The sequence below is a fragment of the Rhizobium binxianense genome (assembly GCF_028994275.1).
GTDB lineage: Bacteria > Pseudomonadota > Alphaproteobacteria > Rhizobiales > Rhizobiaceae > Rhizobium > Rhizobium binxianense.
In genome coordinates, this window is sequence record NZ_CP118713.1 from 700,106 (window position 1) to 718,381 (window position 18,276).

Sequence of the window (18,276 nt, forward strand, 5' to 3'; positions counted from 1 at the left end):
GCCGCCTGTCTTCGCTTCCTTGGGCAAACCGCCCGTTACTTCTGTTCCGGCGCCAGGAACTCGGCGCAATAGGACGGGCCGTCCACGCCGGGAATGTCGGCGACGGTGCGGATGTCGCGGATCGTGTAATCGGAGCTGGTGGTGATTTCGGCCTGGCAGCGCAGATAGGCGGTGCGGGCGGACGCGATCTGCTTGCCGCGCTTGCCGTCGGCGCCTTCGGCATATTTCGCCGGAATGCGCACGGTCTTATAGCCGCCGCGCCAGGTATAGACGGTGGTCGAGCCTTGCTCGCTGTCGCTGATCGGCGGCCCGTAGGCGGCAAAGAAGATGCCGGCCGATTTGCCGACCCAGCGGGCCTCGATCGGATTGCCGGCGGAAGGAATGGTCGTGCATCCGGCAAGCGCAATTGCAAGCCCGGCCGCGGTCATGGTGCGGAAATTCATCGTGTCGTCCCTGATCTCAAGCGCATTGGCCGCGAAGCCGCCGTCGCAGCGGTTTCGCCTGTCCCGTCTGCCCTTTAGCGCGGAACCCGGCAAAAGAAAATTGCCCCTGTGGTACTTCCCGACGATTTGCTCCGGGTGTGTCTTTTTGCTGCAGCAGCGCACCGCCGGCCCTGTCATCCACCCGTCAAAAATTCCGCCGGATTTTTGGAATTTGGTGCTTGTGCAACCAGATAGGCTGTTCTATAGAAGCGCCGCTGGTCACGGAGTGTAGCGCAGTCTGGTAGCGCACCACGTTCGGGACGTGGGGGTCGAGTGTTCGAATCACTCCACTCCGACCAGCTAGAAACCCCGCTCCGGCGGGGTTTTTCGTGTTCGGGCGCTGTTGGCTCGAAAAGCACGGCAATGCTTGCGGCAATGAATGGTTACGTCTTCCTCCCGGCGCGGCCGGCTGTGGATCCACACCGGCATTTGGCTGATGACCCGGGCGATGCCGGCCATAGGCTTTTCCAACTCTCAAGTGTCATGGCCAGGGGCCGGATGCTTCCCACTCGTCGGTTGCGGCTGGCATCAGCGAGGTGGCCGAGGCGACGTCAGCGGCGTATGTGAGTGAGGAGGTGCCCCTTGTGAGAGGGAAAGCCAAAGGCCGGGCCGATTCGTATCGAGGGAAACGCAAAAGCCCCGCCAACGTGGCGAGGCTTCAGTGCTGCTTCTTGGCAGACAGTTCTTAGAACTTTACGCCGACGCCGAACTTGAGTTCGTGCTGATCCAGGTCAACATCCACACCAAGGATGTCCTTCTCGCCGAAGTCGTTGTACCGGTACTCGCCGCGGGCGAAGATGTTGTTGGTGACGGCAAAGTCGACGCCAGCCCCGACGGTGTAACCGTTGAAGGTCTCCGTTTCCTTGTCGAACCCCGGCACGTCGACGTAACCGCGCGTGGCGGTCCAGCCAGCTGCGCCATAGATCAGCGCCTTGTCAAAGGCGTAGCCGACCCGACCACGAACAGCGCCGGCCCAATCCGTCCCAATTTCGGCCCCCAGCGTGTCCTTCTCATTCCAGTTGTGTTCCAGATTGCCTTCGATACCGACGACAATGCTATCGAACTGGAAGTTATAACCAGCAAATCCGCCGAAGACGCCGCCGTTGAAATCCTCAGAAGCGCTGCCGCCGCCGAAGTCGAAATCACCGTTAAGCCATCCGGCGCCGCCATCAATACCGAAATACGGGCCCGACCAAGTGAACACAGGCGCCGCCGCAACGGGAGCGGCCGGTACGTCCTGAACGACATCGGCTGCCAAAGCAGTGGTTGCGACAAGTGCTAGGAAAGTGGTGGCAATAGTCAACTTCATCTCTGTACCCCATGCGTTACAATGCAACCAAGGGATACAGGGCAACTCAACAAAAAGCTGTAGCAAAAAGAGCACACGCGCGCAATTGTACAGTATTATAAAGGTTGTGCCGGAGGACGTCAGGCCTTCCGCCTGACAAAAAATGATAACCGGGACGCGATTGAACAATTCGTCGGGCGTTGCATGCGCCATGTTCGATTCGCCGCGCTTCAGAATCAACCGGAACGAGTCGCCAAGTGATTCGTTGAGTCGCGTGGCCAGCGTGGGGGCTGTATCATGAGCAAGCGACGAAGGTTCAAGCCGGTGAAGATCACCATCAATGGCAAGGTGAGGACGGTCTATAATGTCGTTCAGGCCGGCAACACTTTGCTGAACGATTGGCCGGAGCAGACGCCGGCGGCCGAGGCGGCCGAACGGCTTGTGCTTGATGTTTTCAACGATGCCGCCGAGCCCGAGCAGGTGCGCCGCGCATTCATCACCGCGGCGAAGGCCAGCGACATCAAGTACAGCTCCTGAGCTGAAGGATCCGGCAAAGCCCTGGCTCACTTCCACGACACCCGCTCCTGGTAGCTGAGATCCTGGTTCTTGAGCTGCGTCTCCATCCAGGCGGCCGTAACGATCGCGACGAGGAAGCCGAAGGTAAGTCAGGCGATCGCCTGGGTCCGCCACGAGACGAAGGTGACCGGCGCCGGGGTGAGGGGCTTTTCCAGGCATTCGCCGGGCGGGCAGGCGCAGCCGGCAAAGGCTTTGATCAGGCAATCGCTCATGCTGCACAGCCCTTCACCGTGTGGATGGCGGCAAGGATCTTCTGGTGAAGCGCGCAGCCGCGATCGTTGCTGCCGTCGAAAAAACGTTCGGCCTCCACCAGCGCGGTCAGGAGATCGGGTGTCCCGGCGGTGAGGCGGGCCTTGGCATGGGTCTCTTCGCTTGTCCCGGCCCATCGGGCGGCAGGACGGCTCTCGGTCGAGGGTTCGGATGTGGGATTGGCCGCAGGCATCTCAGCTCCCCTCAGGCGTAAAGCTGATCGGTATCGGTGATGCCCATGATCTCGCGGGCATAGCGGTAGTGCGCCTCGACGCTGGCGGCAGCGCCGCGCAGCCAGGACGGGCCGCGGATCGAATGTTCGGGACGGCGGAGAAAGGCAAAGCCGAGGGCGCCCATGCGCTGGGCCTCGTTGGCCATATAGGCGCGGCAGTCATGGGCCGTGCGCGCCGCATTCCAGCGGGCATCCCGCCTGCTCTCCTCGGTTTCGATATTGCGGATGTGCTGCATCGCCTGTCCTCTCGCGCCTCTGATCGGCCTGTGAGAAAAAGGTATATATTATACCTGATTGCGTCAATCCTAAAAGGTATTAAAAATACCCTTATGATTGACGAGGTACGAATCGTAGGTGTATCTCTGGATCCAGTGATTGGGCGACCGGGTGCAACTCCCGAGCTGACGAAGCCCAGCGGCGCGGGAAGCGAAAGTCCTTAAGTGCGCTGTCAGAAAATCAGGACGAGGGCGAAGCGAATGGCCCCTCTGGCACGTGTCCCATCCCGGCTCCGGCCTTCAGGACCTGGCCAATGCTCTCCCGGCTTCATGGGCTTTGCTCATGGGGTAGGGGGAAGCTTTGGCCGGAACCCTCCCTCACCAGCCTTCAGGAACCTTCTCCTCCTAAGCCTAAGAGAGAGGATAGAGAACTGAAGTTGGAGTAGATGATGAAAGCAAAAAAAGGAGGTCGGCCATGCGCAGCGAAATCGAAATCGCCGGCAAGTGATCGAAGCGGCCTGGGATCGCCGAATTCTACGATCCGAGGGCGCTGCCGAAGGACGGTGACGAGGGTGTGCGAACGGCAGCCGGACCTTCCGCAATTTGTGGTTTCAGAGGGTGGGCCGCCCGATATGCGTCATGATTCCGGCGGGGGCCGGCGAGCTTCAGAGCGAAATCCTATAGGCCGTACATCTGCCGCGCGGCGCTGAAGGCGAGAAGCAGCACCGCTGTCGTGACGATATAGAACCAGATTTTGCCGGCACGCGCGGAAGGGCGGATCATATTGGTTTCATTGATCATTGCTTCCGAGATTTGAGCTCCATCCCTACATCTCGATGATCGATCGGCGGACGCGGCCGACGATGGTGACGGCGCCCTGGAATTCCGGCGGCGGCACGTCCTCGTAGGAGGCGGGCTGGAAGGGCGGATTGTCGTTCGGGCGGTAGCGCTTGTAGGTGGCGGCGCCCGTCTCGTCGGCGACGACATAGAGCGCGTTCGGCGCCAGGCGCTTGTCGCGCAGATTGACGAAAATGATCGAGCCGGGCGGCGAGATCTTGTTCATCGAGTTGCCTTCGACCTCGAGCGCGATCCATTCGCCATCGGGAAGATCGAGGGCGGCGACGGTCGGGAATTCCGAAAAGTCGGTGATCGGCGCCTGCTCGCTCAACTGGCCGGCGCTGACCCAGGAGATCTTCGGCACGTCGGCGACGGAAACCGGCAGCTCATCCGGATCGAGCGCGTTGCCGGTGCCGAACTGCAGCCAGTTGAGATTGACCTTGAACGCGCGGGCATACTTCTTCGCATCGGCAATGCCGAAGCCGTTGCGGCCGGATTCGTGCGCCTTGTAGACATTGGCGTTCCAGCCGAGCCGATCGACGATCGCCTTCGGCCCGGCAAAGCCGGCATTCTTCCTGGCCATGACAAGCCGCTTTGCGCGTTCTTCGCGCTCAAATTGTTCCTGATCTTTCAACATGATATACATTATACCCTAGAAAAAGGTATATGTAATGCCCTATTGCGCTTGACATAACGGGTATTAATTGTACCCTAATGAGCATGACATACAGCGACATCATCCATGACGGGCCCAGACTTCCCCGCTACAGCGGTTGCCCCCGCTACACCGGGTGCGCGATGTGCGGCAAGGCGCTGTCGATCGCCGAGGTGATCGAGCGCCACTGCGAAAATTGCGGCCGGCCGACGAGCCCGAAAGAGATGCGGGAGATCCTGCCCGGCGCTCCTTTGATCACCCATCCCGACGGCGTCACTCCTCCCTGACGGCGATCGGCGGCCGGCGTCGTCGCCCTCCCTCGGCGACGCCGGCCTCTCAATCCCCGGCGGCAGCCCATGCAGACGAGTGGAGCTTTTTCTCCCGCAACAACGGCGAGCCGCTCTCGAAATCGAAAACAAGGATGAAACGATGAGCATCCAAGCCAAGGCCGCGCCAGCGCAGCACCGAGACGCCGGCATGAGCGCGCTCGAGCTCTTCCGCACCGGCCGGGACTATATCGAAATCGCAGCCATCCTCGGGATGTCGGTGCCTTCGGTCGAAATCGAGATCCACCGGCTGCGAAGCGCCGAGAAGGGCGACACCGCCCAGCAGGATCACGCCGGCGCGGAAACCCGCCGGTTTGCCCGCCGGCCCCTCAAGCCGGGCACGCCGGTCAATTTTGCCGGCGGCCGGATTTGAGGGGGGCGGCGGGTTTGAGGTCGGCCATCTCGGCCGGGAAAGGCAAACAATGGCGAGGGAAACAATGGCGAAGGCAACAATCGACAAGGACATCATGGAGATCCTCAGCCCGGTGCTGGGGCAGGAGCTGGCGGCAGCGATCATCGAATATCGCAAGCGCACGCTGAAGCGGCCGCTGACGGCTTACGCGGCCCGGATCCAGGCCAGGGAATATCTGCTGACCGGCGATCCGGCGGGCGCCGCCGAGATGCAGATCTTCCGCGGCTGGCAGGCGATCAAATGCGACTGGTACCTCAAGGAGAAGGCGAGGGAAGCCCAGTCGATCAACAGCAGCACGAGAAGGACGACAGTCGATGCCGCAAGAGATTTCCTCTCCGGTGAAGATCATAGCGGGCATGCTTTCGGGTTTCCCGGCATCAACAGGCACTGATCCCGACATGCAGATCCGCGCCTATCTCGTCGCCATCGACGGCATCCCGCTGGAGGCTGTCTGGCAGGCCGCCAAACTCTTCATCTCCGGAAAGGTGAAAAACCATAACCGCGCCTTCGCCCCGAGCTGCGCCAGTTTCGCCGAGCAATGCCGCCGTCAGCAGGCGGCGATCGAAGCGCAGAGCCGCCCGCGCCTTAAGCCGCAACCGGAGACGCCGCAGCCGAAAGTCGCCGCCTACAAGATGCAGCTGCTGCGCGACGCGGCGAACGGCAGCCGCAACGCCAGGCGGGAACTGGCGAAGATGTTTCCCGACAACCCGATCATTGCAGGAGCCGCACGGCCCGAGGAGGCATTGAGGTGAGAGGCCTATTCTGGACGGAAGACAAGATCGTCAGGGCGCAGACGCTCTGGCAGGAGGGGCTCTCGGCAAGAGAGATCGCCAACCTGTTCGGGTCGAAGAAAAACACCGTCATCAACATGGCGCGCCGCAACCGCGACAGGTTCCCGGCACGGCAGGACTTCAGGCCTCCGCTGGCCGAAACCCGCCCGGCGCCGGCGCCGATCCGCCATCCCGACCGGGTCACGCGGGTGACGCTGTCGGGTGCGCATGTGACGATGCCGCGCGTGCCCTCTATCGATGGGTATCCAGAGCCATGAGCCCAGTGACCCCACGCGAAACCGAAATCATCGGCTGGATGGCGGCGGGCAAGACCGCCGCCGAGATCGGCACCATTCTCGGCATCTCCCACATCACGGTGAACACGCACATCGCCAACGCCAAGGTGAGACTCGGCGTCTTCAAGGATACGGCGCTGGTCGCCGCCGCACTTCGTAACGGCATCATTCGATAGAAGGACAATCAGCATGGGTGGCAAAGCAGCCAAGGCAAAGACGGGGCGGGCAAACAAGGGCGCCGGCCGGCCGCGCAAGGCAAATGTCGAGCGGTTTCCCTGCGGCAAGATCAAGCCCTTCGAAACCGAGAAGGACAATATCAGCGTGGCGATATCAGCCCGCCGCCGCATCCACGGTTTCGGCCGGACGGTTGATGACGAGACGGTCAAAAGCCCGTTCGCCGGCTATACCCTCGGCCGCATGTTCCTCGACGGCCTGATCACCGCCGAGCAGCGCCAGGCCGGCGACGACTATGCCGAGGCAATCGCCCGCTACCACAAGACCACCGGCATCCCGGCCCCGAGCCCGCGGGCGCAATCGCTTTTCGCCGTCAAAGGCCACGAAGGCGAGGTGACCGAGACCATCGCCGACCGCGCCCGCAAAGCCAGCAACCGCATGATGGCGCTGCAGGGCATCCTGCTGCGCTGCCCTGATGGACCGCAGGTCAGGAGCATGGTCTATAACGTCACGGTGATGGATTATGAACACTTGCGCCAGATGCCGCCGCAGCAGCTGCTGTGGCTGCGCCGGGGGTTGACGGCGTTGCGGGGGGCGAGGGCTGGGTGATGGGGTAGGCAACGGACGCGAAATTCGCCCACATCCCATCCGCCATCGCTGTCCTTGCCGCAGAGTTCACCCCACCCTCCGTCGTCCTCGGGCTTGACCCGAGGATCCACGCTGGCCTCCATCAGCAGCGGCCTGGAGACACGGGCGGGAGCGGGGCGAGGGGGGAATGCGACATCTGTGATTACAGCCGTCTGCCTTCATAGCAAGGCTTCACGAGGCTGAGAATTTCACCATGACACCGCGCTGCCGAAAGTAGGCCTCCATCCGCTTCCTGCCAGAACGGTTATTCTGCACGAGCCTGGCCGGGTCGAATACGGCCTCTTTCAAACCCGCCCGCGTCAACGCTGCCTTGAGGGCCGCGATATGCACGTCGATGTCGGCGTTGTCCGCCTGGAGCGACTCATAAATGCGGTTTGTTGCATCTGCTACGGTCGGTTCGCTCACGATTACACTCCTGTTGTCGTCTGCCTGGCCTGACCGTATTGGGGTGAAACCTGTTCACGTCAATGGGTAACAATGGATTGGAACATTTCCTCCGCTTTCGAAGATGAACCACCAGAAGCAGCCCTGCCGCCCGGTTTGCGTGGAAACATCACGGCCATCCGGAAGCTTCTCGACGACGGGTCATCCGGCAGAGGGGGCATACGGACTAAACCTTGAATCTACTCCGTCGAGATCTCATCTTCAGGAGAGCATTCCTAATCGCTTTCAAGCGAGGCACACTGCAACAGTCGGTACTGATTCCGTCCTGCGTGCGACCGATGCAAATCGCTTCTCGAACCCTACGAGGTGAGTGTTGACGCAGTTCTTCGAAACAACTCAGGGCATCATGCTAGTCGGAGCGATGATTGGGGCTGGCTGTTTCGCCGCCGGCACGATCATACCGAGCGCACTGCGGTGGACGAGTGCTGAACGCGCGCGGAACCCAAAGGCCAAAGCGCGCAGCGCGGCGATGCTGACAGCTCTGGCATTGGACGATTTTGTCGGCGCCGCATACGCTGCCGTTCACGATACGCCTGAGTTCAACCCAGCCAACGAAGGCGAATTCGTCTTCCACACGGCGGATCCGGTTCTTGTCCTTCCACGGGCTGAAGATTTGAGCCTCCTGGGCGACGAGCTCTTCCATGAGGCTTTATGGTTATCGAACCGGGTGACGAACCTTGGGAACGCGTTGGATAACCTTGATCTCTCCAGCCCAGGCTTCGACAGTTTTTTCGAGCGTCGCCAGGAGGGCTATGCGGTGATCGCGGCGAAGGCGATGGACCTCATCGAGCGACTGCTTGCCGATTTTGATCTCAGTCTTCCGGAAAAACCTGACTACTACAGGCAGCGCGATGGATTTGCCTCGGTCGTACAAGCTGCTGGCGAACGCAGCAATGACAGCAAGAAGACCGCAGCGAGGGTTCAGACCCCTGGTTCCAATGTCACTCATCTCTTTCCGAAGACAGGTGAAGAGTAAACGGTGTTCCTTGGCCACGTCTTCGAAGCCTGAGGGCACGCAGGGCGATGTGCCATTGCAGGCTCTCCACCCTCCCTCGGCACGGACCGGTTTCGGCTTGGCTTCCGCGAACCGGGAAGACCGCAAGTGAGGTAGAGCGTGGGGGTGGCTTTGCGATTTGCCCTGTGTGCTTCTTCCTCCGGCTGCCGATCAGGCCGATAACTGAATTCAAAACAAACGATCGACAAATTGCTGGGTCTCCCAGGTCTTGAGGAAATGCGCTTCCCGCGCGATCCAGCCGACGGTCTCGCTTCCCCATTCCTGGGCCCGGCTTGCATACTCGCCCATCAGCCAGATGTGGCGGACAATCACAAAGCGATGGGCGGCTTCGAAGTCGTCTGGGGTTATCGGCCGGACGGCTCGATAACCGTCGACGAAGGCGTCCCACATGGCGGTCGAACTTCGGCCGAAGGAGACTTGCGCCCACAGGAAGACCGACAGGTCGTAGGCAAGGTACCCCGGACCGCCGTCGTCAAAATCGAAAAATACGGCTTCGCCGGCGTCGTTGATGCGCGCATTGAAGCCGTGGCAATCGCCATGGCAATAGGTCCTGGTCAGATCGCCGAAGGCTTCGATCGCCTTTGCGGTTCGTGCCGCGATGGTTTCGAGATCGCTGCGGACCTCCGCGTCCTCCACAATGCCGCTATCGCGTATTCGGGCGAGGGGCCGATGCAGCAGGTGTTCGAGGTCAAGCCGATAACGCGCGCCGTCCGGCGAGAATGTCTCGGCCGCATTGTGCAGCAGAGCAAGAGTCTTGCCGTTGGCCCGGGCATCGCCGGCATCCGTCGTAGACGGCTGGCGGCCGTCGAGCGCCCGGAAGAGCACGCCCTCGCGCCCGCCTTCCGGCGCATTTCCCTGAACGAACAGGCTGCCATCACGTGTCGGGACGGGGGCTGCGACCGGAACGCCCGATTGCGAAAGATGTGTCAGGAATGCCGTTTCGGTCCTGACGTCGGCTGGACCGCGTGCGCGGCGGTGGGAAAGCCGGAAGACATAACGCTCGCTGTGGCTGCCAACGACGAGATACACATCATTCAGGCCACGTTGAAGCAATCGGCAGGAAAGCGGTCCTGCAAGCGGATAGTGATGATTGATGAACTGTTCGACAGCCTCAACCTGAGGCGTTGAATAGAGCGGATCAAAGTCGAGCATAGGGCTGTCCGTAGGGGCTTTGCGAGAGGGTTGTTTCCGGGGTTGCGGGGCCGTGTTTTTGCAACCATATCGGCGCCGTGCTGACCAGGCCAGCGTTTCTCAGCGGCGCGGAGATCGAATTTCCTCATCGAGAGTCTGCATTCGTCTTGGCGCGCGGTCGCCGATCATGCCCGAATGCGTCGCTGTCCTTGCTCCAGACGTCACCCCACGCTCCGTCCTCCCAGGGCTTGACCCGAGGGTCCACTCTCGCCGCCGTCAGCCTGCCAAGGATCATCCGGCGCGGCACGCAGTGGGTCGCTGTCGTCATCGAAGGCTCGCTGGTTGTCGGTTTCGATCGCGGGAAGGGAGGCGTCCACGGCGTGCCGCACGACGCTGGTAGCGCGGGATTCTCACGCGCACTTTGCCGGGATCATACCAATCCGTAAGAAATGCAGCCTCGGCCGTTCGACCGCTGCACTTTACCAAAATGTATAGTCCGGGCGAGGTCCCCGTGAGATTTCGAGCGCAGGCTTGGCGCCGTCATTGTCAAGTCGAGGCCAGCTCTCATGAATATGCGCGCCACACCTGCCGCCCTTATGCCGGCGATCCATCCGGTCAGCCTGCGGGTTAACACTTACCTGATCAATCTCGACCGGGCGCCGTTGCGGCGGTTTCGCATGGAGCGGCTGCTGGCAGATTTCGGCCTTGCCTTCGAACGCGTGGCGGCGGTCGATGGCGCGGTCATCAGCCTGCCGCATCCGGGTTTTGACGAAGCAGCCTATCTCAGCCGGCACGGCCGCCGGCCGAACCCTTTCGAGATCGGCTGCTATCTCAGCCACGTCGAATGCGCCAAACGGTTCCTTGCCGGCAATGCCGAATTCGCGCTCATTCTGGAAGACGATCTCGATTTCGATGACGATCTGGCCGAGCTGCTCGATGCCGCCCTTGAGCACCAAGAGCGCTGGGACATCCTGCGCCTGTCCACAGTCAGTTCCGGGAAAAAGCACAGGGTGGAGGCGCTGACGGCGTCGCGCTCGCTCGCCATCGCGCTCACCCGCGAGAAGGGCTCCGGCGCCTATCTCATCAACCGCCAGGCGGCCGAGTGGATCGCCGGTGCGCTTTTGCCGATGCGCCTGCCTTATGATCTCGCCTTCGATCTGGAGTTCGATGAGGGGCTGAAGGCCTGCTTCGTCGATCCGGCGCCGGTCAGCCAAGGGGCCGATCCCTGCTCGCAGATCCAGGCCGGGCTGTCGGCATACCGGCTCGGCCGCCGCCGGCCGTGGAGTGTCCTGCCCTATCGCACGGCGGCTGAGGTGCGCCGGTTTGCTCGCCGCTTCCGCCGTCTCGCCGCCTGGAGGGTGAGCGGTTAGGGCCGCTCCCCCTGGGGTGAGCGGTTAGGGCCGCTCCCCCGGGGTGAGCGGCTAGGACCGCTCCTCTGGGGTGAGCGGTTAAGACCGTTCACCCGGGATGAGCGGAAAGGCGATCGAGATGGTGAGGCCGGGATGATTGTCGGCCATGGTGATCTCAGCCGCATGCAGGTCGGCGATCGCCTTGACGAGGCTGAGCCCAAGCCCGCTTCCCGGCGTCGTGCGGCTCTTGTCGAGCCGGTAGAGACGCCGGAAGACCCTGTCCCTTTCTCCGGCGGGAATGCCGGGGCCGGTATCGGCGACCGAGACGATGGCCCGGCCGTTCCGGCAGCGGAGCGAAACCGTGATGCCAGTTCCGGCCGGGCAGTGGTTGATCGCGTTTTCCACCAGGTTGGCGATCATCTGCGTCAGCAGATCACGGTCGCCCCGAATGAGCGCCGGACAGCGCTCCGCGATCGTCAACGACATCAACGCGTCTTCCGCGACATCGACATAGACCTCGGAAATCACCGCAAGCACGGCGTCGAGATCGGTCGCCTGGAAACGCTCCTTGCGGGCGCCGGCCTCGATCTGGGAAATGCGCAGCAGCGCCTCGAAGGTGGCGTTGATCCGGTCGCTCTCGTGTCTCGCTTCGTCGAGAAGGGCCGACACATCGGCCTGCCGGTCATTTCCGGCCACCGCGGCATCGAGCGTCAGCCGCAGCCGGTTGAGAGGTGTTTTCAGATCGTGGGCGATATCGGCGCTCACCTGCCGCATGCTGTCGACCAATGTCTGCAGCCGCTCCAGCGCTGCGTTGATCTGGATCGCCACCATATCGAGATCGTCGCCGTTGCCGCTGATCGGAATGCGGGCGTCGAGCGCGCCTTGGGCGACGTCGTTCATGGTCAGCGCCACCCTGTCCAGCCGCGCCTGGGCGCGAACGGCGAGAAAGGCGCCGCCGCCGATCGCGGTCGCGACGACGATCGCCGCCGCCCATTCGAGGCTCACCTGCACGATCCTCAGCATCTCGTCGACATCGTTGAAGTTTTCGGCGACCACCAGGCTGTAGGGGCCGATCGTCGACACCTGCATCCGGTAGCGTTCATGGCCCTTCAGCCCGACATCGCCTGAGGTGACGGTATGGACGCCGTTCGGGATGCGCGGTGCCGCGAAATTGCCGGCGAGTTTCCTGCCGGCCTGGTCGGTCAGCGAATAAAGCCCGTCGGAGGTGGATTGAAAGCTCGCATAATTGTTCAGCGTGTTGATCAGATCCCCGGTGTCGCCGGGTTCGTAGGTCGAGACGATCAGCGAATTCATCTCGGTGAGCGACTGTTCGAGATCGCGGCCGAGGCCGAGGCGCAGCATGTGATAGATGATTGCGCCGCTCAAAATGAAGGTGACGACGAAGAGCACGCCGAAGGTGACGGCAAGCCGGAACGGCGTGCTCCTGCGCAGGCTGGAGCATGATGCCGAAAAGTGTGCGCGGTCTTCGGGCGACATCATGCTCTTACTCTTTAAATTGCGAACAGGATTTGAGGTTTTCAGGCCGACGGGCCTGAAATCATCCTGTTCGAGGCGCATGCAGGCTGTATCCGGTGTTGCGGACCGTGTGCAGAAGCTGGGCCTGGAACGGCTTGTCGACTTTGGCCCTGAGGCGGCTGATATGGGTCTCGACGACGCTGGTCTTCGGATCGAAGTGGAAATCCCAGACCCGCTCCAGCAGCATCGTCTTGGTGATGACCCGGCCTTCGCCGCGCATCAGCACCTCGAGCAGGGTGAATTCGCGCGGCTGCAGCTCGATCGCCTGCCCGGCGCGGCGGGCCTCCCGCCGGATCAGATCGAGCTCGAGATCGGCAACCTTCAGCACCGTCTTCTGCTCCTGCACCGGCGGCCGGCGGCCAAGCGCATTGACGCGCGCCAGAAGCTCGGAGAAGGCAAAGGGTTTGACCAGATAATCGTCGCCGCCCGCCTCCAGCCCCTCGACCCGATCGTCGACACCGCCGATCGACGTCAGGAACAGCGCCGATGTGCCGACCTTGGCAGCCCTCAGTGAACGCACGATCGCCAGCCCATCGAGGCCCGGCAGCATGCGATCGACGACGATGACGTCATAGGCCTCGCGCTGCGCCTGAAACAACCCATCGCGACCGTCGCCGATGACGTCACAGACATGCCCGGCCTCGGAAAAACCCTTGGCGATATAATCGGACGTCTTGGTATCGTCCTCGATAAGCAGGATTCGCATCAGCCCGATCGTTCCCGAATGCCTGAGGGCAAGATCTAGCCGAGAGGACGGCTTGGCTACAACTTACGGATTCGTAAGGTGATGGGCGAGGGCGGCTTCATGCGCAACCATGGGAGCGGGAACCCCCTCCTCGTGCGTCTGCCATCCGTCTTGGCGCGCGAAATTTCCGCGCTACCTCGGCATGCGGCAATGGAGGAAGACGATGAAGATGCGTAAGTTCACGATCGCCGATGCGTCGTTGGAGCGTTCCCCCGGACAGGAGGCAGACATCTCCGTCGGCAATCTGGTCGACGAGCGGCACGGAGGGCCGATTACCATCGGCTATGGACGCTACGCGCCCGGCCAGAGTCTTGCCGAGACGATTGATGTCGACGACGTCATGATCGTGCTGGAAGGCCGGCTTTCGGTCTCGACAGATGCCGGAACAGTCACCGCCGGGCCAGGCGAGATCGTTTACATGCCCAAGGGCGAAGCGGTGACCATCCGCTCGCACGAGGAGGGCGCGCTCACCGCCTATGTCACCTATCCGCATTGGCGGCCGGTGCACGCGTAAATCGCGGTCTGCGGCTCAGCGCCTGTATTCGGGCTCGCTGCGATCAAGCGCGCGCTTCACGGACTCCAGATGGAGCCGGGCCGACTCCGGGTCGCCTTCGCGCATTTGCCGGTACGCCGCTTCCGCGATCTCAGGCGCGACGGCAAGGACTTCGCGTCCGGTCGACAGGGCGAGCGTCTGCACTTCGCAGGCGCGCTCGAGGTAATAGAGGTCGTCCCAGGCCTCGGCGATATTGGGGGCGCAGACCATCACGCCGTGGTGCTTCATGAAGACGATGTCGGCATCGCCGATCGCGGCGGCGATCCGATCGCCCTCGCGCGCGTCGAGCGCCAGGCCGTTATAGTTCCGGTCGACGGCCGTGCGTCCATAGAATTTCAATGCGGTCTGCCCGGCAAAGATCAGGGGATCGCCCTCTGTCATCGAAAGGGCGGTGGCATAGGGCATATGGGTGTGGAATGCCGCCTTGGCGCGCGGAATGTTCTTGTGAATCCTGGCGTGGATGTAAAAAGCGGTGGCCTCGGGCTGCCCGCTGCCCGACACCACGTTGCCGTGAAAGTCGCAGATCAACAGCATCGAGGCCGTCAGTTCGGCGAAGGCGTAGCCATAAGGGTTGACGATGAACAGGTCGTCATAGCCGGGAACGACGGCCGAGAAGTGGTTGCAGATCCCTTCCTCCATGCCGAGCCTTGCCGCCATCCTGAAGCAGGCCGCAAGATCGACGCGGGCCTGCCAGATGTCGTCCGCATCGAGTTTGGGCTGGTTGGGGCCGCCAGCGGGCGAGGGGGTTGTATTGAGGGAGTGCGCCATGGGTTCGTTTCAGATCGGTGTCGAAGGAGAGGGTGGCTATGCTTCTGGATTACGCCCGGTTCAGCTTCGCATCAAGCCGGCTGGAGACAAACATGGTTCGCTTCATTGGCATATTTTACCCACGCCGGTCTTCTATCAGCAATGGGCATGGATCCCAGGCTCGATGCCCTGGAATGACGGAGGGTGGGGAGTCGCTTTCCGCCAAACTACCAACGCAGAGGCGGCCGCCCGATTGCTCAGCGGCGCGGCTTCTGGTCTTGGCAGGGCGGAACCATTGCTGCGGCTGCCGGTTAATCCGTCGAGGTCGCGGCGTGCCAATCGGACGCGACGGAGATGGTGAACGCACCGATTTTTCCGATTTCTCGGTGCGGGCAACGAAACGCCAGGCGAGCACCTTACCCGTTCGCCGCGACCTTATCCCGCACGATCTCGCGATAATCGAACTGCCAACTCTGCTGTGCGCGCCAGCGGCCGCCGGCCCATCCAAGGCGGCGGGAACACTCAGTGCTCCGTATGGATCGCGTTTGCGGAAGAAGCTGTAAGGCGGAGGAGAAGGTGATGAGCAAAATTCATTGGAAGGCCGGACTTCGGGCGAAGTTGGAGAATCTCGTTGACGACTGCGTTGCGGCCGGGGCCAGGCAACAGGAAGTCTTCGACGCGATGATCAAGGAGGTCGGTATTCTGCGCGTTGCCCTTGAACGCGACCCCGCCCCCCGGGCCGACGACACGGCCGCGATAGAGGAGCCTGCAAACGATTGGCCCGCAGCCGACAAGTGACCTCAATCAGATCGCCAGGGTATGCGACCTCTTGGGAGCTTGTGGAACCAACTGGCGTCGCGAAGGTTATGGTCTTGCCGCTTGGCAATCGGCCTAGCTCGATCTGCGAGACGTGATTGCCCGGACCGGCCGCTCATAATTCACAATGGGGAATTGCTATGGAAAATGCAGGTATTGGCTGGATCGCCGCAATCGTCATCGGCGGCATCGCCGGCTGGCTCGCCGAATTGCTCATGAAGAGCAATATGGGCGTGCTCATGAACATCATTCTCGGCATTGTCGGCGCCATCGTCGCCAACTTCATCCTGTCGCTGTTCGGCGTCGCCCTCGGCGGATGGCTGGGTTATTTGATCGCGGGCTTCATCGGAGCCTGCATCCTCATCGCCGTTGCGAGAATGGTCAGACGTCCGGCCTGACGAGACGGGCGGCTGCAATCCGGCCGCCTTTCACACACTCGCGGATCGCGCTCGAGCGTTGCTTGAGGCGACGGCGCTTCCATGCGGCGTCGGATGAGGCTCCGGGGCAGGGCGGCCAGGACGGCACCGGAGCCCTGTCGCCCGATTTCGCCGTCCAGCCACGTAACCGGTCCCCTACCGCGTCGTCGACGACCGAGCCTTCGATATCCGCGCCGCTCGGGACATTGATCAGAGCCAGGAAATGACGGTTGTGGCGATACATCGCCGACTTGAATCTGATTCGCCGCCCCTTGGAAATCCCTCCGATTCAAGACAAACTCATGCCGCTCTAGCTGGGGACTCTGATGGAAAACCACGAGCCGTTTTTACGCGAGGCGATTGCGCTTTCAAGATCCGCGATGGAAGGCGGCGATGAACCGTTTGGCTCGGTGCTGGTGAAGGACGGCGAAGTCATCCTGCGCGCCGAAAACAGCGTCTTCACCGGCCACGATATGACGAACCACGCCGAGATGAACCTGGTAAAACTGGCGGCGCAGCACCACGACTCTGCTTTTCTCGGTGACTGCACGCTCTACACCAGCACGGAGCCGTGCGCGATGTGCTCCGGGGCGATTTACTGGTCGGGCATCGGGCGCATGGTGTTTGCTTGCTCGGAAACACGGCTTGGCGAGATCGCTGGGATCGGGTTGAACGTGCCGAGCCGGGCGGTGTTGCAAACCGGCGCGCGCAACGTCACTGTGATTGGCCCGACGAACCTCGAAGACGACGCGGCCGAAGTCCACCAGGAATTCTGGCCGAAGCATCTGGGCAAGGTTTAGAGCGCCGTGCGTCCCTGCTGACGCACAAAGGACGCTCCAACACTTTCAATCTCGCATCGGCTCAAATCAACAAGTCCTGAGCCTAGCTGGTTATCCGCGGGGCGCTGACGATTTTCCGGAACAGGGCTTCCATGGCCTCTTCAATGCCGTCGGTGGGGCTGACGGCGAAATAGAAGCCGGGGGTTGCGCATTCTTCCATTTTCGTGGCGATTTTGGTCTCGAAAGGCTTGACCCAGTCCTTGTAAAAGCCGTTGTCGGGCAAGGGCAGATAGGTCGTATAGAGGACGGCGACCTTGATGCCGCGGTCTTTGAGCTTCTTGCAATAGGTCGTGTCGATCGGTTCGATGCAGCGTCCGCCGTTTGTGCCTTTCGGGCTGGTGCAGCCGGTCGGCTTATAGCTGTCGCCAACACCGTCAGCGACAAAAAATACGATCTTCTGGCGATCGGCATTGCTGGTGCCCGAGCCGATCTTACCCGTGATCTCGCCTTCGATCCCTTTCAACGCCTCGTCAAAGCTCGTCTGCTGGTCGCTATAATAGTTCTGATAGGGAATGCTCATCAGTTTGATCATGTCCGTCGCGGCGGCCACGGCGTCAAGATCATAGTCGAGGTCGGAGACCTTGAAGAGCTTGGCGGCTTTGGCGTCCTGGGCAGTCTTGCCGAACGTATAGGCCGCGACGCGGAATTGGCTCGGCATGGACTGCGTGTCCTCCGCCTTGGCCATCAAGGCTTTGACGGCGGCGGCGACCACATCGATACGGATGGTCACGCCATTGTTGCGGGCCACATTGTAGTAGCTGTTCTTGTCCTCGACGCCCTTTTCGGAAACGATATGGCATGCGAAGGCGCAGTTTTTATCCTTGCCGCCATCGTGGCCGTTGATCGTCGCTTTTTTCATGGCGGTGATGTCATCAGTGGTGGCGGCAACGCCCATCGATGGGGTGTTATCAAGCAGCATGAAGAAATCCATGTAGGACGGGGTCTCATACTGAGCGGTTGCCGTCCCGGAAACGGCGATCTCATGAAATCCCATCACCTGCATGAAGCTCGTGGGCATCGCCGCGTTAAAGGATACGGTCGAGCTGAGCGTGCCGCCCTTCTTTTGAACGCTGATGTCGACGGTGACGGGCACGTCGCCATGTTTCTTGGACATCTGCGAAAAGAAGATCTTCTGGGCTTCGGATTTTCCGAGCGTCAGCGACCCGTCGCCGGACATGGTGTTTGCCTGCGTTGCCGCATCCGACTTAGGTGTAATGGATCCGACGGCCGCCGCGTCCGCAGCGGCATAGAGTTCGGTGCGAAGCGACAGGGCGCTGCCGAAATCAATGGCTGTACCCGCCGCCCCGAGCAGAGGGACGGCAAGCAGCGCCGTCATGATTCCGAAATTGCCGGATCGATCAAGAATGAAACGACGCAACATACAAAGGCTGCCTTCCCCTAGTGGCTGTCTCACAACCAGATCGCTACGCGGCGATCACTAACAGCGGAACTTAAACCAAAGGCAAAGACGTATGGTTGTGTTCTCATTAATCGCGAGAGAATGCTATCATCAGTGCCGCGGTCG

25 protein-coding genes, 1 tRNA gene and 2 pseudogenes are annotated in these 18,276 nt (G+C 61.6%); 15 read left to right on the forward strand and 13 right to left on the reverse strand.

The annotated features are described in order from the left end of the window. Nucleotides 1–35: 35 nt before the first annotated feature. On the reverse strand, nucleotides 36–443 hold the full coding sequence (locus tag PO860_RS03375; protein WP_041935634.1) for a hypothetical protein: 408 nt from the start codon (nucleotides 441–443) through the stop codon (nucleotides 36–38). A gap of 261 nt (nucleotides 444–704) precedes the next feature. On the opposite strand from PO860_RS03375, the gene PO860_RS03380 reads away from it, so the two are divergent. Further along, nucleotides 705–781 (forward strand) — tRNA-Pro (locus tag PO860_RS03380). Between the two features lie 386 nt (nucleotides 782–1,167). On the opposite strand, the gene PO860_RS03385 is transcribed toward PO860_RS03380, so the two are convergent. After that, complete coding sequence (locus tag PO860_RS03385; RefSeq protein ID WP_183606648.1) at nucleotides 1,168–1,791, reverse strand: outer membrane protein; 624 nt, start codon at nucleotides 1,789–1,791, stop codon at nucleotides 1,168–1,170. A 276-nt stretch (nucleotides 1,792–2,067) separates the two neighbouring features. On the opposite strand from PO860_RS03385, the gene PO860_RS03390 reads away from it, so the two are divergent. Continuing rightward, complete coding sequence (locus PO860_RS03390) at nucleotides 2,068–2,307, forward strand: DUF982 domain-containing protein (RefSeq protein ID WP_097619294.1); 240 nt, start codon at nucleotides 2,068–2,070, stop codon at nucleotides 2,305–2,307. A gap of 26 nt (nucleotides 2,308–2,333) precedes the next feature. Here the strand turns inward: PO860_RS03390 and PO860_RS22235 are convergent. From PO860_RS22235 to PO860_RS03410, 4 genes and pseudogenes are all read right to left on the reverse strand, one after another. After that, nucleotides 2,334–2,558 (reverse strand): annotated as a pseudogene (locus tag PO860_RS22235) (hypothetical protein). Continuing rightward, the gene (locus PO860_RS03400; RefSeq protein WP_275038144.1) at nucleotides 2,555–2,788 is read right to left on the reverse strand and encodes a hypothetical protein; all 234 of its coding nucleotides are present in this window, start codon (nucleotides 2,786–2,788) and stop codon (nucleotides 2,555–2,557) included. The pseudogene PO860_RS22235 and the gene PO860_RS03400 overlap by 4 nt, the downstream one beginning before the upstream one ends. 11 nt (nucleotides 2,789–2,799) lie before the next feature. Further along, nucleotides 2,800–3,063 carry a hypothetical protein gene (locus PO860_RS03405; RefSeq protein WP_272783122.1) on the reverse strand — a complete coding sequence of 88 codons (264 nt, stop codon included), beginning with the start codon at nucleotides 3,061–3,063 and terminating at the stop codon, nucleotides 2,800–2,802. 805 nt (nucleotides 3,064–3,868) lie between these two features. After that, entirely contained in the window at nucleotides 3,869–4,516 is a 648-nt protein-coding gene (locus PO860_RS03410) for a S24 family peptidase (protein WP_097619290.1), read from the reverse strand. 83 nt (nucleotides 4,517–4,599) lie between these two features. On the opposite strand from PO860_RS03410, the gene PO860_RS03415 reads away from it, so the two are divergent. The 7 genes from PO860_RS03415 to PO860_RS03445 all read left to right on the forward strand — a co-directional run bounded on the left by PO860_RS03415 (nucleotide 4,600) and on the right by PO860_RS03445 (nucleotide 7,121). After that, a complete protein-coding gene (locus PO860_RS03415; protein WP_275038355.1) occupies nucleotides 4,600–4,821 on the forward strand; it encodes a hypothetical protein in 222 nt (73 codons plus the stop codon). Between the two features lie 142 nt (nucleotides 4,822–4,963). Beyond that, nucleotides 4,964–5,233 carry a sigma-70 family RNA polymerase sigma factor gene (locus PO860_RS03420; RefSeq protein ID WP_275038145.1) on the forward strand — a complete coding sequence of 90 codons (270 nt, stop codon included), beginning with the start codon at nucleotides 4,964–4,966 and terminating at the stop codon, nucleotides 5,231–5,233. Between the two features lie 64 nt (nucleotides 5,234–5,297). Next, nucleotides 5,298–5,663, forward strand: coding sequence for a hypothetical protein (locus PO860_RS03425; RefSeq protein ID WP_275038146.1), 366 nt, complete (start codon nucleotides 5,298–5,300; stop codon nucleotides 5,661–5,663). Beyond that, nucleotides 5,629–6,024 carry a hypothetical protein gene (locus tag PO860_RS03430; protein WP_275038356.1) on the forward strand — a complete coding sequence of 132 codons (396 nt, stop codon included), beginning with the start codon at nucleotides 5,629–5,631 and terminating at the stop codon, nucleotides 6,022–6,024. The genes PO860_RS03425 and PO860_RS03430 overlap by 35 nt, the downstream gene beginning before the upstream one ends. Next, nucleotides 6,021–6,320, forward strand: coding sequence for a GcrA cell cycle regulator (locus PO860_RS03435; RefSeq protein WP_275038147.1), 300 nt, complete (start codon nucleotides 6,021–6,023; stop codon nucleotides 6,318–6,320). Before PO860_RS03430 ends, PO860_RS03435 begins: the two co-directional genes overlap by 4 nt. Next, nucleotides 6,317–6,514 carry a response regulator transcription factor gene (locus PO860_RS03440; RefSeq protein ID WP_272783126.1) on the forward strand — a complete coding sequence of 66 codons (198 nt, stop codon included), beginning with the start codon at nucleotides 6,317–6,319 and terminating at the stop codon, nucleotides 6,512–6,514. Before PO860_RS03435 ends, PO860_RS03440 begins: the two co-directional genes overlap by 4 nt. Before the next feature lie 13 nt (nucleotides 6,515–6,527). After that, nucleotides 6,528–7,121: a hypothetical protein gene (locus PO860_RS03445; RefSeq protein WP_275038148.1), complete on the forward strand. Its 594-nt coding sequence runs from the start codon at nucleotides 6,528–6,530 to the stop codon at nucleotides 7,119–7,121. 210 nt (nucleotides 7,122–7,331) lie between these two features. On the opposite strand, the gene PO860_RS03450 is transcribed toward PO860_RS03445, so the two are convergent. Continuing rightward, nucleotides 7,332–7,568 (reverse strand): hypothetical protein, encoded by a 237-nt coding sequence (locus PO860_RS03450; RefSeq protein WP_027685648.1) that lies wholly within the window; start codon nucleotides 7,566–7,568, stop codon nucleotides 7,332–7,334. 349 nt (nucleotides 7,569–7,917) lie between these two features. Here PO860_RS03450 and PO860_RS03455 point away from each other — a divergent pair, with 349 nt between their 5' ends. After that, the gene (locus PO860_RS03455) at nucleotides 7,918–8,580 is read left to right on the forward strand and encodes a hypothetical protein (protein ID WP_183606013.1); all 663 of its coding nucleotides are present in this window, start codon (nucleotides 7,918–7,920) and stop codon (nucleotides 8,578–8,580) included. Between the two features lie 22 nt (nucleotides 8,581–8,602). On the opposite strand, the pseudogene PO860_RS03460 reads toward PO860_RS03455, so the two are convergent. Further along, nucleotides 8,603–8,723: pseudogene (locus PO860_RS03460) on the reverse strand (AAA family ATPase); the annotation flags it as partial. Between the two features lie 64 nt (nucleotides 8,724–8,787). Further along, complete coding sequence (locus PO860_RS03465) at nucleotides 8,788–9,771, reverse strand: phosphotransferase enzyme family protein (protein WP_275038149.1); 984 nt, start codon at nucleotides 9,769–9,771, stop codon at nucleotides 8,788–8,790. Between the two features lie 545 nt (nucleotides 9,772–10,316). Between PO860_RS03465 and PO860_RS03470 the strand changes: the two genes are divergently transcribed. Then, nucleotides 10,317–11,120 carry a glycosyltransferase family 25 protein gene (locus PO860_RS03470; protein WP_275038150.1) on the forward strand — a complete coding sequence of 268 codons (804 nt, stop codon included), beginning with the start codon at nucleotides 10,317–10,319 and terminating at the stop codon, nucleotides 11,118–11,120. A 78-nt stretch (nucleotides 11,121–11,198) separates the two neighbouring features. Here the strand turns inward: PO860_RS03470 and PO860_RS03475 are convergent, their stop codons facing one another. Further along, nucleotides 11,199–12,599 carry a sensor histidine kinase gene (locus PO860_RS03475; RefSeq protein WP_275038151.1) on the reverse strand — a complete coding sequence of 467 codons (1,401 nt, stop codon included), beginning with the start codon at nucleotides 12,597–12,599 and terminating at the stop codon, nucleotides 11,199–11,201. A 58-nt stretch (nucleotides 12,600–12,657) separates the two neighbouring features. Beyond that, a complete protein-coding gene (locus PO860_RS03480) occupies nucleotides 12,658–13,341 on the reverse strand; it encodes a winged helix-turn-helix domain-containing protein (protein ID WP_275038152.1) in 684 nt (227 codons plus the stop codon). A gap of 202 nt (nucleotides 13,342–13,543) precedes the next feature. Here PO860_RS03480 and PO860_RS03485 point away from each other — a divergent pair, with 202 nt between their 5' ends. After that, on the forward strand, nucleotides 13,544–13,894 hold the full coding sequence (locus PO860_RS03485; RefSeq protein ID WP_183606019.1) for an AraC family ligand binding domain-containing protein: 351 nt from the start codon (nucleotides 13,544–13,546) through the stop codon (nucleotides 13,892–13,894). Nucleotides 13,895–13,909: 15 nt separating this feature from the next. On the opposite strand, the gene PO860_RS03490 is transcribed toward PO860_RS03485, so the two are convergent. After that, complete coding sequence (locus PO860_RS03490) at nucleotides 13,910–14,701, reverse strand: aldolase (protein ID WP_183606020.1); 792 nt, start codon at nucleotides 14,699–14,701, stop codon at nucleotides 13,910–13,912. Nucleotides 14,702–15,259: 558 nt separating this feature from the next. On the opposite strand from PO860_RS03490, the gene PO860_RS03495 reads away from it, so the two are divergent. The 3 genes from PO860_RS03495 (at nucleotide 15,260) to PO860_RS03505 (ending at nucleotide 16,712) form a co-directional block, all read left to right on the forward strand. Next, on the forward strand, nucleotides 15,260–15,478 hold the full coding sequence (locus tag PO860_RS03495) for a hypothetical protein (protein WP_273880435.1): 219 nt from the start codon (nucleotides 15,260–15,262) through the stop codon (nucleotides 15,476–15,478). A gap of 158 nt (nucleotides 15,479–15,636) precedes the next feature. Continuing rightward, nucleotides 15,637–15,894 (forward strand): GlsB/YeaQ/YmgE family stress response membrane protein, encoded by a 258-nt coding sequence (locus PO860_RS03500; RefSeq protein WP_183606022.1) that lies wholly within the window; start codon nucleotides 15,637–15,639, stop codon nucleotides 15,892–15,894. A gap of 344 nt (nucleotides 15,895–16,238) precedes the next feature. Further along, a complete protein-coding gene (locus PO860_RS03505) occupies nucleotides 16,239–16,712 on the forward strand; it encodes a nucleoside deaminase (protein WP_183606024.1) in 474 nt (157 codons plus the stop codon). Nucleotides 16,713–16,794: 82 nt separating this feature from the next. Here PO860_RS03505 and PO860_RS03510 read toward each other — a convergent pair whose 3' ends face one another. Further along, on the reverse strand, nucleotides 16,795–18,132 hold the full coding sequence (locus PO860_RS03510; RefSeq protein WP_183606025.1) for a TadE/TadG family type IV pilus assembly protein: 1,338 nt from the start codon (nucleotides 18,130–18,132) through the stop codon (nucleotides 16,795–16,797). Between the last annotated feature and the right edge of the window lie 144 nt (nucleotides 18,133–18,276).